The organism is Rhizobium sp. SVR5-9E (genome assembly GCF_056755095.1).
The window spans coordinates 1-232 of the sequence record NZ_JBNDHS010000815.1 but is presented as its reverse complement, the minus strand read 5'-3'; the positions used below and the strand labels follow the sequence as shown (position 1 = coordinate 232).

The 232-nt window shown below is 42.2% G+C and carries 1 protein-coding gene; it reads left to right on the top strand.

What is annotated here, in order from left to right; all coding sequences use genetic code 11:
• Window positions 1-232: TlpA family protein disulfide reductase (locus ACPYOJ_RS37105; protein ID WP_481420645.1), on the top strand; the 232-nt coding region annotated here is incomplete at both ends.

Below are 232 nucleotides of genomic sequence, written 5' to 3'. Positions count from 1 at the left end.
ATCTTGTATTGATCGTCATTATCGGCGTAATTGCTTTTGTTCCGGGCGTGAAAGAAAAGCTTCAGGATACGTTCTTCCCTATTGCCACGATTGAAAATGCGGTTCATGTCAGCGATGAAGATTATGACATCGAGCTTCAGGGAATCAATTTTCCGAGTACAAACCTGAAAGCATTTAAAGACAAGGCCGTATTTCTGAATTTTTGGGGAACATGGTGTCCGCCGTGTAGAAA